The organism is Quatrionicoccus australiensis (assembly GCF_020510425.1).
In the GTDB taxonomy this organism is placed as follows: domain Bacteria; phylum Pseudomonadota; class Gammaproteobacteria; order Burkholderiales; family Rhodocyclaceae; genus Azonexus; species Azonexus australiensis_A.
In genome coordinates this window covers 3,779,806-3,794,544 of sequence record NZ_JAHBAH010000001.1, presented here as the reverse complement: position 1 = coordinate 3,794,544, position 14,739 = coordinate 3,779,806, and the positions used below count along the sequence as shown (strand labels likewise).

At 65.7% G+C, this 14,739-nt stretch carries 10 protein-coding genes; 7 read left to right on the top strand and 3 right to left on the bottom strand.

Going from position 1 to position 14,739, the window contains the following annotated elements:
• Positions 1-73: 73 nt before the first annotated feature.
• Entirely contained in the window at positions 74-1,135 is a 1,062-nt protein-coding gene (locus KIG99_RS18065; protein WP_226461425.1) for an asparaginase, read from the top strand.
• Positions 1,136-1,269: 134 nt separating this feature from the next.
• Positions 1,270-2,451: a porin gene (locus KIG99_RS18060; protein WP_226461424.1), complete on the top strand. Its 1,182-nt coding sequence runs from the start codon at positions 1,270-1,272 to the stop codon at positions 2,449-2,451.
• Positions 2,452-2,554: 103 nt separating this feature from the next.
• Here KIG99_RS18060 and KIG99_RS18055 read toward each other — a convergent pair whose 3' ends face one another.
• Positions 2,555-3,562: a LysR family transcriptional regulator gene (locus KIG99_RS18055; RefSeq protein WP_226461423.1), complete on the bottom strand. Its 1,008-nt coding sequence runs from the start codon at positions 3,560-3,562 to the stop codon at positions 2,555-2,557.
• Between the two features lie 135 nt (positions 3,563-3,697).
• Here KIG99_RS18055 and KIG99_RS18050 point away from each other — a divergent pair, with 135 nt between their 5' ends.
• From KIG99_RS18050 to KIG99_RS18035, 4 genes are all read left to right on the top strand, one after another.
• Positions 3,698-4,519 (top strand): alpha/beta hydrolase, encoded by an 822-nt coding sequence (locus KIG99_RS18050; protein WP_226461422.1) that lies wholly within the window; start codon positions 3,698-3,700, stop codon positions 4,517-4,519.
• A gap of 110 nt (positions 4,520-4,629) precedes the next feature.
• A complete protein-coding gene (locus KIG99_RS18045) occupies positions 4,630-5,790 on the top strand; it encodes an efflux RND transporter periplasmic adaptor subunit (RefSeq protein ID WP_226461421.1) in 1,161 nt (386 codons plus the stop codon).
• A gap of 12 nt (positions 5,791-5,802) precedes the next feature.
• Positions 5,803-9,000 carry an efflux RND transporter permease subunit gene (locus KIG99_RS18040; RefSeq protein WP_226461420.1) on the top strand — a complete coding sequence of 1,066 codons (3,198 nt, stop codon included), beginning with the start codon at positions 5,803-5,805 and terminating at the stop codon, positions 8,998-9,000.
• A gap of 17 nt (positions 9,001-9,017) precedes the next feature.
• A complete protein-coding gene (locus KIG99_RS18035) occupies positions 9,018-10,544 on the top strand; it encodes an efflux transporter outer membrane subunit (RefSeq protein WP_226461419.1) in 1,527 nt (508 codons plus the stop codon).
• Between the two features lie 361 nt (positions 10,545-10,905).
• Here the strand turns inward: KIG99_RS18035 and KIG99_RS18030 are convergent, their stop codons facing one another.
• On the bottom strand, positions 10,906-11,796 hold the full coding sequence (locus KIG99_RS18030) for a radical SAM protein (protein ID WP_226461418.1): 891 nt from the start codon (positions 11,794-11,796) through the stop codon (positions 10,906-10,908).
• A gap of 3 nt (positions 11,797-11,799) precedes the next feature.
• A complete protein-coding gene (locus KIG99_RS18025) occupies positions 11,800-12,225 on the bottom strand; it encodes an acyl-CoA thioesterase (protein WP_226461417.1) in 426 nt (141 codons plus the stop codon).
• A 130-nt stretch (positions 12,226-12,355) separates the two neighbouring features.
• Here KIG99_RS18025 and KIG99_RS18020 point away from each other — a divergent pair, with 130 nt between their 5' ends.
• Entirely contained in the window at positions 12,356-14,692 is a 2,337-nt protein-coding gene (locus KIG99_RS18020) for a penicillin-binding protein 1A (RefSeq protein WP_226461416.1), read from the top strand.
• Positions 14,693-14,739: the final 47 nt, after the last annotated feature.

Genomic DNA, 14,739 nt, shown 5'->3' with positions numbered 1-14,739 from the left:
CAGCTGGCACGCCCGGTGCTAATGAAAGCCTGCGAAACCAACGTCCGGTTTCATCAATGCACAAGGAGATCCAATGAACCGCTTTCTCGTCCGCTGCGCCCTGATCGTCGCAGCCTTCTGCCAGGCCCTGCCCGCCTTCGCCGACAAACCCAGTGTCGTCATCCTCGCCACCGGCGGCACGATTGCCGGCGCCGGCGCCGATGTCGCCAAGAGCGCCACCTACCAGGCCGCCAAGGTACCGGTCGACAAGCTGATCGCCGGCATTCCCACCCTCGCCGATGTCGCCCGCGTGCGCGGCGAACAGGTTTTCCAGATCGCTTCCGAAAGCTTCACCAACGAGCACCTGATCACCCTCGGCAAGCGCGTCGCCGCACTCGCCAAACAAGCCGACGTGGACGGCATCGTCGTCACGCACGGCACCGACACCCTCGAAGAAACCGCCTACTTCCTGAACCTCGTCGTGCATACCGACAAGCCCATCGTCGTCGTTGGCTCGATGCGTCCGGGCACCGCCATGTCGGCCGACGGCATGCTCAACCTGTCGAACGCAGTGAGCGTCGCCGCCAGCCAGGATGCGCGCGGCAAGGGCGTGCTGGTGACGATGAACGACGAGCTGAACAGCGGTCGCGACGTCTCCAAGATGATCAACATCAAGACCGAAGCCTTCAAGAGCCCGTGGGGCGCGCTCGGCATGGTGGTCGAAGGCAAGAACTACTGGTTCCGCCTGCCGGCCAAGCGCCATACGGTCAACTCCGAATTCGACATCGACAAGATCGATGCCCTGGCCCCGGTTGAAATCGCCTACGGCTACGGCAACGTCAACGACACCGCCGCCAAGGCACTGGCCGACAAGGGCGCCAAGGCGATCATCCTGGCCGGCACCGGCAACGGTTCGGTCGCCGCCCGCGTCGTCCCCGGCCTGCGCGATCTGCGCGCCAAGGGCGTGCAGATCATTCGTTCCTCGCACGTCAACGCCGGCGGTTTCGTCATCCGCAACGCCGAGCAGCCGGACGACCAGTACGACTGGGTCGTCGCACACGACCTGAACCCGCAGAAGGCCCGCATCCTGGCCGCCGTTGCCATGACCAAAACCAGCGACAGCAAGGAACTGCAGCGCATTTTCTGGGAATACTAAGCCAGCGCAGTTTGACTGCCTGAACCTCCGGCGGGCCGCGTAGCCCGCCCGGCTCCCCCAATTAAGACAAGACACCGATGCCGCATCGCCGATGCCGGCAGGGACCCACTTTCTCTCGAATCAAGGATCGCACCATGAAAAAACTCGTACTCGCCATGACCGCCGCCGGCCTCTGCTCGGCCTTCGCGCCCGGTTTCGCCCAGGCCGGCGAACTGGATGACATGAAGGCCGCCATGCAAAAAATGCAGGAGCGCATCGCCCAGCTCGAAGCCCAGGCCAAGGAAGCGCCGCGCGCTGCACCAAGCACGATTGCGCCGGTACTCTCGGCCTCGTCGCTGGGCGCCAACGCCAGCGTCACCGCCTACGGCAAGCTCGACCTGTTCACCGAGTACAACACCGGTGGCGGCAAGGGCGACCGCCAGGCCATCGAATCCGGCGGCCTGAACGGCAGCCGCCTGGGCGTCAAGGGCGGCGCCGACATCAACGAAGGGCTGCGCGCCGTCTTCCAGCTCGAAGCCGGCATCTTCGCCAACAAGGGCACGCTGGCCCAGGGCGGCCGCCTGTTCGGACGTCAGGCCTACGCCGGCGTCGAAGGCAAATACGGCCGCGTCACCGTCGGCCGCCAGTATTCGCCGCTCTATAACGCGATCATCAGCTATGACGCCTTCGAACAGGGATACGGCTCGCCGACCACCGACGGCAATGTCAGCACCGGCGAGCCCCGTTTCGACAGCTCGCTGGTCTATGCCAGCCCGAAATACAAGGGCCTGAGTGTCAATGCCATGCTCGCCATGGGCGGCGAAACCGGGCGCAATTCGGATGCCGTCGCGGTTGCCGTCAATTACGAAAACGGCCCCTTCGACATCAGCGTCGCCTACCAGAACGACGACCACGCCAGCAGCGCAACGACCCTGGCCGAAAACAGCTTCGTCGGCATCGGCTACCAGATCATGAAGACCAAGCTGCTCGCCGGTTACGGCCACGCCGTGACCACGCCGGACGGCGGCCTCAAGACGACGCGCAACGAATGGATGGTCGGCAGCCGCACCGCCGTCACCAGCACCGGCCAGTTACTGCTCTCCTACGGCGAAGGCCGCACCGAGGACAGCAGTCCGAGCATCAAGGGCAGCGTCGCCACCATCGGCTGGCTCGAAACCATCGGCGCCCAGTCGCGCGTCTATGCCATCCTCTCCGCCCACGACAACAGCGCCGGCTCCGCCCTGGTCCCGATGGGCACCAACTCGGCCGCCAAATACACCGTCAATCCGGGCGACTCCGCCTACGGCCTGGCGCTGGGTTATCAGTACTGGTTCTAAGCAGTCCCCCCGGAGCGGCGCCAGCCGTTCCGGGGAATTGTTTCATCCCGGACAGGGAGCGCAGCGGAAATCCGTTTCCGGAGGCGGCGCCTGCCCCCAATCCCTACCCGGTCTGCTCCACGACATTCTGGAATGCGATCTCGTTGCGTAGCGTGTTGTAACCCGCACCGCCCGCATAACAACATTCGGCAGCGCCCTGATCGACACCTCCGAGCAAGGGGCAGGCGCCGAACAATTCGGCCACCCAATCGACGAAAGCGCGCACCTTGGGCGACAGGTGGCGGTTCTGCATGTAGGCCACCGACATCGGCATCGGCGATGGCGAAAACTGCGGCAAGACCTCAACCAGTTTTCCCGACTCGAGCAGCGGCAGCACCGTGAACCGGGCCGGCTGGATCATGCCGAAACCCTGCAAGGCGCAGGCGATGTAGGCATCCATGTCGTTGACCGAAACGCTGCCGTTCATCTTGAAGGGCAGTGCCTGGCCATCGACGACGAAATCCCAATCAAAATTGCGGCCGGTGCGCGGCGAAAAATACTGGACTGCCACATGCCGCTCGAGGTCGTCCAGGCTATCCGGCACGCCGTAACGCGCAAGATAATCCGGCGTGGCGCAGGTGATCAGCTTGAGCGTACCGATCCGCCGGGCGACCAGCGTCGAATCCTGCAAGTCGCCGACCCGGATGACGCAATCGACGGCCTCGCGCACCAGGTCGACCATGCGGTCGCCCATGCCGATGACCAGTTCGACCTCCGGGTAGCGTGCCCGGAACTCGCACAGCCGCGGGATCAGCACCAGGCGGCCGATCGGCGAGGGAACATCGATCCGTAACCGTCCCTTGGGACCGCGCGCCACCTCGCGGAAGGACGATTCGGTTTCCTCGACTTCGCCGAGGATACGCGCGCAATGCTCGTAGTAGGCGGCACCGTCCGGCGTCAGACTGAGCCGCCGCGTCGTCCGGTTGAGCAGACGGACGCCGAGCAGGGCTTCGAGACTCTGGATGATGGTCGTCACCGTCGCCCGCGGCAGCCCCAGCATCTCGGCGGCACGGGTAAAACTGTTGGCATCCACGACCCGCGTGAATACCTGCATGGCTTGAAAACGGTCCATCCTGCGATCTCCGGGTGACTCTGATTGTTCGCTGTTGCTGAATAGTATTATCCAAATCAGCGTATTTATCCAAACACAAACAACACAGAGAATTGCTCCATCCCAATTTTCGGCACTTCCCCTGCCCCGGATGCGATGCACCCCCCCCCCCCGATCACCGCCGAAGACCTGAGCATTCCCGGCCCGGCCGGTCCGCTTGCCTTACGGCTCTACCGGCCGAGCATGGCCCAGGTGGCGCTGCCGGTCGTCCTCTATTTCCATGGCGGCGGCTTCGTCGGCGGCAGCCTGAACGATGCCGATGCAAGCGCCACCTTCATCGCCGAACAGACTCCGGCCCTGGTCGTCGCCGTCGATTACGCCCTGGCCCCGGCCCGTCCCTTCCCGGCGGCGCCGGAAGATGCCCACGCCGCAGCGCAGTGGACCGTCGAACACGCCGCCGGACTGGGTGGCGACCCGGCCCGCCTGGCGGTGGCCGGCGACGATGCCGGCGGCAACCTGGCCGCCGCCCTGACGCTCATCGCCCGCGACCGCAACGGCCCGGCCATCCTCGCCCAGGCACTGGTCGGGCCGATGCTCGATCCGAGCATGACGCGGCTCGGTGACGGCGCCCGCCTCAACTCCGACCTCAGCGCCGCGACTTGCGCCGACTGCTACCGCCAGTACCTGCCGCAAACCCGCCAGCGCCTCCACCCCTACGCCTCGCCGCTGATCTCGGTACGGCAGGCCGGCCTGCCGCCGGCCCTGATCGTCACCGCCGAATGCGACGTGCTGCACAAGGAGGCCGAGCACTACGCCGAGGCCCTGATCGCTGCCGGCGTGCCGACCCAGGTGGTGCGCTTCGCCGGCGTCAACCACGCCACGCTGGCCAGCCACCGCCCGGCGCTGGCCGAAATCGCCCACTTCCTGCGGCGCCGCCTGTGGGATGCCGAGGTGCCGGCGCATCCGCTCAATCTGTAGGAACAGGCAAGGATTGGCGACGATCGGGCGGCCGCTCCCGACGCCGCGCCAGCCGCCCTGCTCACCACACAACCATAACTTCGTCTTGCAAAACCTCCAGAGGAATCATCATGCCCCAACGTCAAAAACGTCTCCTTCTCGCCGCCGCTCTGGCCGGCCTGTTCAGTCTCGGCGGCGGTCTCGCCGTTTATCACGGCCAGGCCGATGCCGCGCCGGCGGCTGCTGCCCCGACCGCTACGGTCGATGTCGCCGCAGTCGCCAGCCGCGCCGTGACCGAATGGCAGCAATACTCCGGCCGCCTCGAAGCGGTCGAACGCGTCGAGATCCACCCGCAGGTCTCCGGCATCCTGACCGCCGTGCATTTCAAGGATGGCAGCCTGGTCAGGAAGGGTGACCTGCTGTTCACCATCGACCCGCGCCCCTTCGCAGCCGAAGTCGCCCGTGCCGAAGCCCAGCTCGCCGCCATGGACGCCCGCGTCGCCTACACCGCCAGCGACCTGGCGCGCAGCGAGCGGCTGCTCGCCGAAAACGCCATCGCCCGCCGCGATTTCGACGAGAAACAGAATGCCGCCCGCGAGGCCAAGGCCAACCTGCAGGCAGCCGAAGCGGCACTCAAGCTTGCCCGTCTCAATCTCGAATACACCCGGATCACGGCGCCGATCGCCGGCCGCGTCTCGCGCGCCGAAATCACCGTCGGCAACCTGGTCGCGCCAGGCAATGGCCCGGCCCTGACCTCACTGGTCTCGGCCGACCGCATCTACGCCGCCTTCGATGTCGACGAGCAGAGCTACCTCAAGGTGGTCAACGGCAGCCAGGGCAAGGCCCTGCCCATCCACCTCGGGCTGGCCGACGACGAGGGCTACTCGCTGGAAGGCAAGTTGAGTTCGGTGGACAACCGCCTCGACAGCAGTTCCGGCACCATCCGCCTGCGCGCCCTGGTCGACAACCCGGACGGCAAGCTGCTGCCCGGCCTCTATGCCCGCATCCGGCTTGGCGCCGCCAGCCAGCGCGAGGTGCTGCTGATCGACGAAAAAGCAGTCGGCACCGACCAGGCCAGGCGCTTCGTGCTGGTCGTCGGCGAAGGCAACCAGACCGCCTACCGCGAAGTGCAACTGGGCAGCATCCAGGACGGCCTGCGCGTCGTCGAAAGCGGACTCAAGGCCGGCGAGCGCATCGTGGTCAATGGCCTGCAGCGGGTGCGCCCGGGCGATCCGGTGACCCCCAACGTCGTGCCGATGGGCGGCGCCGCGCCGGCCGCGGCCAAGGGCTGAGGACTTCCCGCCATGAACATTTCAAAATTCTTCATCGACCGGCCGATCTTCGCCGGCGTGCTCTCCATCCTGCTGCTGCTCGCCGGCGTGCTGGCGCTGTTCCAGCTGCCGATCTCGGAATATCCGGAAGTCGTGCCGCCCTCGGTGGTGGTACGCGCCCAGTACCCCGGTGCCAATCCCAAGGTGATCGCCGAAACCGTCGCCTCGCCGCTCGAAGAGTCGATCAACGGCGTCGAGAACATGCTTTACATGCAGTCGCAGGCCAACAGCGACGGCAACCTGACGGTGACGGTCAATTTCAAGCTCGGTGTCGATCCCGACAAGGCGCAGCAACTGGTCCAGAACCGCGTTTCGCAGGCCCTGCCGCGCCTGCCCGAGGACGTCCAGCGCCTCGGCGTGACGACGGTGAAAAGCTCGCCGACGCTGACCCTGGTGGTGCACCTGATCTCGCCGGACGACAAGTACGACGCGACCTACCTGCGCAATTACGCGGTGCTCAACATCAAGGACCGCCTGGCCCGCATTTCCGGGGTCGGCGAAGTCTCGGTCTGGGGTGCCGGCAATTACGCCATGCGCGTCTGGCTCGACCCGCAAAAGGTCGCCCAGCGCGGGTTGACCGCCGGTGAGGTGGTGCGTGCCATTCGCGAACAGAACGTCCAGGTCGCTGCCGGCGTCATCGGCGCCTCGCCCAGCCAGCCCGACACGCCACTGCAGTTTTCGGTCAATGCCCAGGGCCGCCTGCAAAGCGAGGAAGAGTTCCGCGACATCGTCCTCAAGTCTTCGCCCGACGGCAGCGTCACGCGGCTGGCCGACGTTGCCCGTGTCCAGCTCGATGCCGCCGAATACGGTCTGCGCTCGCTGCTCAACAACAAGCCGGCAATCGGCATGGGCATCATGCAGTCGCCGGGCGCCAACGCGCTCGACGTATCCTCACAGGTGCGCGCCACCATGGCCGATCTGGCCAAGGATTTCCCGGCCTCGGTCGAATACCGCATCGAGTACGACCCGACGCAATTCGTTCGGGCCAGCATCAAGGCCGTCATCCATACCCTGCTCGAAGCCATCGCGCTGGTCGTGCTGGTCGTGATCGTCTTCCTGCAGACCTGGCGCGCCTCGATCATCCCGCTGCTCGCCGTGCCGGTGTCCATCGTCGGCACCTTCTCGCTGATGCTCGGCTTCGGCTATTCGATCAACGCCCTGTCGCTGTTCGGCATGGTGCTGGCGATCGGCATCGTCGTCGATGACGCCATCGTCGTCGTCGAAAACGTCGAGCGCAACATCGAGGCCGGCCTGACGCCGCGCGAAGCGACCTACCGGGCGATGCGCGAAGTCAGCGGGCCGATCATCGCGATCGCCCTGACCCTGGTCGCCGTCTTCGTGCCGCTCGCCTTCATGACCGGCCTGACCGGCCAGTTCTACAAGCAGTTCGCGATGACCATCGCCATCTCGACGGTGATCTCGGCCTTCAACTCGCTGACCCTGTCGCCGGCGCTGGCCGCCATGCTGCTCAAGGGCCACGGCGAAAAGCCGGACTGGCTGACCCGCCAGATGAACCGCTACTTCGGCCGTTTCTTCGCCGCCTTCAACCGCTTCTTCGGCCGTGCTTCCGAGAATTATGGCCGCGGCGTGACCGGCGTCATCGGCCGCAAGGCGTCGGCGATGGGCATTTATGCCGTTTTACTGGGGTTGACCGTTGGCATCTCCTATCTGGTGCCCGGCGGCTTCGTGCCGGCCCAGGACAAGCAGTACCTGATCAGCTTCACGCAATTGCCGAACGGCGCCTCGCTCGACCGCACCGAGGCGGTGATCCGCAAGATGGGCGAAATCGCGCAGGCCCAGCCCGGCGTCGAAAGCACCATCGCCTTCCCCGGCCTGTCGATCAATGGCTTCACCAACAGTTCCAGCGCCGGCATCGTCTTTGTCACGCTCAAGCCCTTCGACGAACGGAAGAGCCCGGAACTCTCGGCGGGCGCCATTGCTGGCGCGCTGAACCAGAAGTATTCGGCCATCCAGGAAGCCTTCATCGCCGTCTTCCCGCCGCCGCCGGTGATGGGCCTCGGCACGGTCGGCGGCTTCAAGCTGCAGATCGAGGATCGCGGTGCCATCGGCTACAGCGAGCTCGACGCTGCTGCCAAGGCCTTCATGACCGCAGCCGCCAAGGCGCCGGAACTGGGGCCGATGTTTTCCAGCTATCAGATCAATGTGCCCCAGCTCGACGTTGATCTCGACCGCGTCAAGGCTAAGCAGCAGGGGGTTTCGGTGACCGAAGTGTTCGACACCATGCAGATCTACCTCGGCTCGCTCTACGTGAACGATTTCAACCGCTTCGGCCGCACCTATCAGGTCCGCGCCCAGGCCGATGCACCGTTCCGCGCCCACCCGGAAGACATCCTGCAACTCAAGACGCGCAACAACCAGGGCGAGATGGTGCCGCTCTCCTCGCTGGTCAAGGTGCGCTCCACCTTCGGTCCGGAAATGGTCGTCCGCTATAACGGCTACACCGCCGCCGACATCAACGGCGGCCCGGCGCCCGGCTACTCCTCGGCTCAGGCCGAGGCGGCCGTCGAGCGCATCGCCGCCGAAACCCTGCCGCGCGGCGCACGTTTCGAATGGACCGACCTGACCTACCAGAAGATCCTGGCCGGCAACGCCGGCATCTGGGTCTTCCCGATCAGCCTGCTGCTCGTCTTCCTGGTCCTCGCCGCGCAGTACGAAAGCCTGACCCTGCCGCTGGCGGTGATCATGATCGTGCCGATGAGCATCCTGGCGGCGCTGACTGGCGTGTACCTGACCGGTGGCGACAACAATATCTTCACCCAGATCGGGCTGATGGTGCTGGTCGGACTGGCCTGCAAGAACGCCATCCTGATCGTCGAGTTCGCCCGCGAACTGGAAATCCAGGGCGCGACGCCGCTGCAGGCCGCGATCGACGCCAGCCGGCTGCGTCTGCGGCCGATCCTGATGACCTCGATCGCCTTCGTCATGGGCGTCATCCCGCTCGTCACCTCGACCGGCGCCGGTTCCGAAATGCGCCACGCGATGGGTATTGCCGTCTTCTTCGGCATGCTCGGCGTGACCTTCTTCGGGCTCTTCCTGACCCCGGTCTTCTACGTGCTGCTGCGCACGCTCGACAAGCGCCACAAGCTGCACACCGCCGCCCCGCACGAGGCCCCCATCGCGCCGCCGCACACGGCCGTCGAGCCCGCCTGAAATTTCGGAGAATGAACATGGACTATCTGCTTCCCTACACGCCCGGCGCCGAACGCGCGCCGGACAAGACCCGCACCGCAGGCCAAAGCGCAACGGCGCCCGGCCGCCCGGCCCGCCTTTTCCCGCTGCTCGCCGCCCTGCTCACCCTGGCCGGCTGCTCGCTGGCCCCGCCCTACCGGCCGCCGGTGGTCGATAGCCCGGCCGCCTTCAAGGAGGCTCCGGCAGAAGGCCAATGGAAAACCGCCGAACCGGCCGAAAACATCCCGCGCGGCGAATGGTGGCAGGCCTTTGCCGATCCGACGCTGAACGATCTGGAAACCCGCGCTGCTGCTGCCAACCAGGACCTCAAGGCCGGCGCCGCCCGCCTCGCCCAGGCGCGGGCGCTGCAGCAGAACGCCCGTTCGGCGCTCTTCCCGCAGATCGGCATCGGCGCCGGCCCGACCCGCCAACGTTCCTCGCCGGCTTCGCAAGGCCTCGCCGCCGACGCTGACACCAGCGCCGCGACGCTGTGGCGGGCACAAGGCACGGTCGCCTACGAGGCCGATCTATTCGGCCGCGTCAGCAGCGGCATCGATGCCGCCAAGGCAAGCAGCGAACAGCGCGAAGCCCTGTTCCATTCGCTGCAACTGGCGATCCAGGCCGACGTCGCGCAGGCCTATTTCTCGCTGCGCGAACTCGATGCCCTGGCTGCGCTCTATGCTGACACGGTGAATCTGCGCGAACAGAGCACCACGCTGTTCCAGCGCCGCTTCGACGAGGGCGACATCAGCGAACTGGAACTCGCCACTGCCCGTACCGAACTCGCCTCGGCCCGTTCGGAGGCGATCGGCATCGCCCGCCAGCGCGCCGTTGCCGAGCACAGCCTGGCCATCCTGCTCGGCCAGGCGCCGGCCGCCTTCGCGCTGCCGGCGCAGCCGCTCGGCCGGATTGCGCTGCAGGTGCCGGCCGGCCTGCCTTCGACACTGCTCGAACGCCGCCCCGACATCGCCGCCGCCGAACGCGCCATGGCCGCCGCCAATGCCCGCATCGGCACGGCACGCGCCGCCTTCTTCCCGCGCCTGTCGCTGACCGGAGCCTTCGGTTACGAGTCGAACGAGCTGGGCGACCTGTTCAAGTGGAGCAGCCGCAGCTTTGTCATGGGGCCGCTGGTCGGTACCCTGCTCTCGCTGCCGGTCTTCGACGGCGGCGCGCGCCAGGCCGGTGTCGACCAGGCGCATGCGGCCTATGCCGAAGAAGCCGCCAATTACCAGCAGACGGTGCTCAGGGCCTTCAAGGAAGTCGAAGACAATCTCGCCCACCTGCGCCTGCTCGGCGACCAGACGCAAGCCCAGGACGAGGCGGTCAGCTCGGCCCGACGCGCCGCGCGGCTGTCGCAGATCCAGTATCGCGAAGGTTCGGTCAGCCATCTCAAGGTCATCGATGCCGACCGCAGCGTGCTGCAACAGCAGCGCGTTGCAGTCCAGCTTGCAGCGGAACAGGCGCGGGCGACCGTCAACCTGATCCGCGCCATCGGTGGTGGCTGGAATACGCCGCCAGTTAATTGATCGACTGTTGTTAGGGGGGAATTCTCTGTAACGCCCGGGGCTTATCGCCTTTCAGTCGCCCCCCGTGCCCCTTCCTCGCAAATTCTGCCGGGAGCGGTGGCTATGGGGCGCATTGATTCACGCTCAGCAAGCGAGGCCCTTGCCTCCAGGTGTCGCTTTCATTTTCAACATCGATAACTGCGGCACTTGCTGTTGCATTCAGTAATCAGCAACCCCGAAGGATGCTCACCATGCTTGATCATGTCTTTCTATCGGTCAGCGACACCAAGCGCTCGATAGCCTTTTACGGACGACACTCCAAATTAACGTGGCTGACTGAACCTCCGGAATTGATACCGTCAGCAATTGACCACTCTCCGCCCTACAGGCCGCGTGCCCAGGCCGGCCGTAGCTGCGCCTGCTCCGGTGTGGCAATCGCCTGACGCACTTGTGCCAGCAGGCGTTCCTTGTCGGCACCGAGGGTGCCTTTGAGGACTAGCCAGTTCGAGGCGTGATCGCTGCGAAAGACGGTGCGGCGCAGTTCGAGGCCGGACAGGAAGCGTTCGGTTTCGACGAAGAGTTCGTGCTGGTCGAGCGGCTCCCAGCCGGGAAAACCGGCTCGCAGGCGCTGTTCACCGTGCGGGAAGCTGACTACCAGCGTCGCCAGGTATTCCGGTTGCGTGGCGTTGAGCAGGCGCGCCGAGTGGTCGGCGTGCTGCGCGCTCAGCGCCTTGCCACCGAGGCCGTTGAGGATCATCACCGAGCGGGTGATGCCGGCATTCCCCAGCTTGTCGAGCGCCTCGCGCGTGGTTTCGTAGGTTTCGCCCTTGTCGACCGCTGCGAGCACGGCATCGTCACCCGATTCGGCACCGACGTAGACCATCTTCAGGCCGGCCGCGGCGAGCTGGTTGATTTCTTCCTGGCTCTTCTTGCGCAGGTTGCGCGGCAGGCAATAGCTGGAAATCCGCCGCACCGCCGGCATGTGCGTCTGGATCGCTGCGAGGATGTTGAGCAGGCGCCGCGTTGGCAGGACCAGCGCATCACCGTCGGCAAGGAAGACGCGGCGCACCTGGTCGCCGTAACGCAGGCCGGTCAGGCGAATGCTTTCCAGCACCTCTTCCTCGCTACGCGCCTTGAACTGCTTCTGCGGTGCGGTATACATCTCGCAGTAGGTGCATTTGTTCCACGAACAGCCGTCGGTGACCGGCAGGATCAGCGACTCGGCTTCGCTCGGCGGACGGAAGACCGGCTCAACGTAGCGGATCGGAATCATCGCTCAGACCGTGACCTTGGCGATGAAGGCAGCCGGCGCTGCGGTCGGCTTGCGGATGGCGTAGTCGAAGAAGACGATGCCGTGCTTGCCGCGCGCCACTTCGCGCCCAGTTGCCTTGTCGCTGAGGCGCCAGACCAGGTCGCAGCCGAACTTGTTGAAATCGTTGGCGCCCATTTCGATGATCAGGGTCTCGCCGTGGAAGGCTTCCGACTTGTATTGCGCGGCAACGTCGGCGACGACGATGCCGACACCCTCGATATCGAGTTCCGTGTAGCCCAACGCCTTGAAGAAGCGGACGCGCGCCTCGGCGACCAGCGAGATCAGCGCGGCGTTGTCGAGATGGTGGCCGTAGTTGATGTAGCTGATGTAGATGGGGACTTCGGTCGAGAAGCTGAAACGTTCGGGCAGATCGATCTTGATGCGCGGCATGATGGTCGGGAGAAAATGAATGAATCCGGATTCTAAGGGCAGCACCGGCGCGCGACCAGCACAGAGCGTTTAAACTAGCGCCTTCGGCGACTGGCCAGCCAGCGCCCCAGCACATTGCCAGGACCCGCCAGTGAGCCTTTCTTCGACCATCGTCAAGTTTCTGACCCTGCCCCTCACCACGGCCAATTACCGTGAGCAACCACGGCGAACGCTCCTTGCCGCCGGGGTCGATGCCTTCCTGCTGGGTTTTCTGGTGATCGCGATCATGTTGCTGAGCGTGCTGCCCGGCCTGCCACCGCTTGATGTCGTGACCGACTATCAGCCGAAGATCCCGCTCCGGGTTTATAGCGCCGATGGCGCGCTGCTCGCCGAGTTCGGCGAAGAGCATCGCGACTTCGTGCCGATCCAGGACATCCCGCAGGTGATGAAGGACGCCCTGCTGGCGATCGAGGATTCGCGCTTCTACGAGCATGGCGGCGTCGATTACCGCGGCGTGACGCGGGCGCTGGTCGCCGACCTGACCGGCGGCTTCCATCAGGGTGCCTCGACGATCACCATGCAGGTCGCGCGCAACTTCTTCCTGACGCGGGAAAAGACCGTGACGCGCAAGTTGACCGAAGCGCTGCTCGCCTATCGCATCGAATCGGCGCTGAGCAAGGACCAGATCCTCGAGCTGTACATGAACCAGATCTACCTCGGCCAGCGCACGCACGGCTTCGCCAGCGCCGCGCGCACCTATTTCAACAAGCGCCTGCCCGAACTGAGCATCGCCGAAGCGGCCATGCTGGCGGGCATTCCGCAGAACCCGGCGAAGCGCAACCCGGCAGTCAATCCGGTACGTGCCAAGGCCCGCCAGATGCTGGTCCTGAAGCGCATGCTGCAGATCGGCAAGATCAGCGAGGCGCAGTACGACGAAGCCGTCGCCCAGGCCCTCAAGGTCAATGACCGCCAGCTGTTTGCCGTGCACGCCGACTACGCCGCCGAACTGGTGCGCCAGGAGCTGTACACGCAATACAAGGGCGACACCTACACGCGCGGCTTCAATGTTTACACCACGCTCAATGCGGCCGAGCAGAACGCCGCCTACAACTCGCTGCGCAGCAACGTGCTCGCCTACGACCAGCGCCACGGCTACCGCGGCGCCGAAGACTTCATCGAGCTGCCGGACGACGAGGACGAGCGCGACGACGCCATCGATCGCATCCTGGCCAAGCACCCGAACAGCGACAACCTGATCGCCGCCGTGGTCACCGAGGTTTCCGCCAAGCGGATACGGGCGGAGCCAGCCTCTGGCGACACCATCGAAATCAACGGCGACGGCCTGCGTTTTGCTGCCCGTGCCCTGCAGACCAACGCCAGACCGGATCAGCGCATTCGCGTCGGCTCGGTGATCCGCGCCAGCCGCGACGGCAAGGGACGCTGGATGATCGGCCAGATGCCGGACGTCGAGGCGGCCTTTGTCGCACTCAATGCCGAGGATGGCTCCTACCGCGCCCTGGTCGGCGGTTTCGATTTCGCACGCAAGCAGTTCAACCACGTCACCAGCGCCTGGCGCCAGCCGGGATCGAGCATCAAGCCCTTTGTCTATTCGGCGGCGCTGGAAAAGGGGTTTTCGCCGGCGACGCAGGTCAATGACGCCCCCATCTCGCTGCCCGGCGGCGAAAACGGCCAGGCCTGGGAGCCACAGAACGACGACGGTTACGACGGCCCGATCAGCCTGCGCCGCGCCCTCGCCCGCTCCAAGAACATCGTCGCCGTACGCCTGTTGCGCGCCATCTCGCCGCAGTATGGCCGCGACTATCTGCAACGCTTCGGCTTCGATCCGGCCAAACACCCGGCCAACCTGACCATGACGCTGGGCAGCGGCTCGGTCACGCCGCTGCAGATGGCCGGCGCCTACGCCATCTTCGCCAACGGCGGCTACAAGGTCGCGCCGCACCTGATCCAGAAGGTCACCGACGCGCGCGGCAACGTGCTGCGCGAAACCCCGCCGCCGCCCGTCCGCCAGGACGAGCAACGGGTCATCGACAGCCGCAACGCCTTCATCATGGACAGCATGCTGCGCGAAGTCGCGCACAGCGGCACCGGCGCCCTCGCCGGCGCCCGCCTCGGCCGCCCCGACGTCGCCGGCAAGACCGGCACGACCAGCGATGCCTTCGACGGCTGGTTCGCCGGTTATGCCGGCAATGTCGTCGCCGTCGCCTGGATGGGCTTCGACCAGCCGAAATCGCTGGGCGGCCGCGAATTCGGCGCGACGCTGGCGCTGCCGATCTGGATCGATTACATGCGCCAGGCCCTGGCCGGCAAGCCGCTCAGCGAAAGAGCACCGCCGGCCGGTGTTTCCTTCGTGGACGGTGACTGGATGTACGACGAATTCAACAGCGAAAGCGGGATAAAGACGCTGGACTTCGATGCCCCGCTCGCGCCGACCATCGACAAGATCATGCAGCCGCTGTCAGGCGGCTGATTGCGCATGCCGGCCGCCAGCCCCCGGGTGGTATGCTGGCGGCCCCA

Bases quoted from the DNA above. Each gene is read 5' to 3' on its own strand.
- KIG99_RS18040 (WP_226461420.1), top strand. From the start codon at position 5,803: ATGAACATTTCAAAATTCTTCATCGACCGGCCGATCTTCGCCGGCGTG.
- KIG99_RS18060 (WP_226461424.1), top strand. From the start codon at position 1,270: ATGAAAAAACTCGTACTCGCCATGACCGCCGCCGGCCTCTGCTCGGCC.
- KIG99_RS18045 (WP_226461421.1), top strand. From the start codon at position 4,630: ATGCCCCAACGTCAAAAACGTCTCCTTCTCGCCGCCGCTCTGGCCGGC.
- KIG99_RS18030 (WP_226461418.1), bottom strand. From the start codon at position 11,796: ATGATTCCGATCCGCTACGTTGAGCCGGTCTTCCGTCCGCCGAGCGAA.
- KIG99_RS18050 (WP_226461422.1), top strand. From the start codon at position 3,698: ATGCACCCCCCCCCCCCGATCACCGCCGAAGACCTGAGCATTCCCGGC.
- KIG99_RS18055 (WP_226461423.1), bottom strand. From the start codon at position 3,562: ATGGACCGTTTTCAAGCCATGCAGGTATTCACGCGGGTCGTGGATGCC.
- KIG99_RS18025 (WP_226461417.1), bottom strand. From the start codon at position 12,225: ATGCCGCGCATCAAGATCGATCTGCCCGAACGTTTCAGCTTCTCGACC.
- KIG99_RS18065 (WP_226461425.1), top strand. From the start codon at position 74: ATGAACCGCTTTCTCGTCCGCTGCGCCCTGATCGTCGCAGCCTTCTGC.
- KIG99_RS18035 (WP_226461419.1), top strand. From the start codon at position 9,018: ATGGACTATCTGCTTCCCTACACGCCCGGCGCCGAACGCGCGCCGGAC.